At 64.6% G+C, this 280-nt stretch carries 1 protein-coding gene; it reads left to right on the top strand.

The window, feature by feature from the left end; translation table 11 throughout:
- Positions 1-45: 45 nt before the first annotated feature.
- A partial coding sequence (locus BFF77_RS33900; protein ID WP_245703849.1) for a hypothetical protein occupies positions 46-280 on the top strand: 235 nt, incomplete at its 3' end.

Genomic DNA, 280 nt, shown 5'->3' with positions numbered 1-280 from the left:
TGAGCCGGGCGGATGCGCTGGGGGCAGGATGCTTTCGTGCCCACCATGGTTGTTGAGATCCACGTGCCGTTGCTGCCGATGCCCGACCTGCCGGACAGCTCCTACCCCTTTCCCTGGATCGAGGAGGTCGAGGACTTCCTGTCCGGTCTCGAAGACCAAGGCGACGTGGAAGTCTTCGGCGAGGGAGAGGAGGACGGGGACGTCTACGTCTTCTTCCTCACCGGAACCGGTGAGGAAGATCTTCTGGTGGTGGCGTCCCGCGTGGCCACGCTGCACGGGG

Source organism: Streptomyces lushanensis (assembly GCF_001700515.1).
GTDB classification, from domain to species: Bacteria; Actinomycetota; Actinomycetes; order Streptomycetales; family Streptomycetaceae; genus Streptomyces; species Streptomyces lushanensis.
This window is presented reverse-complemented; position numbering and strand designations above follow the sequence as displayed.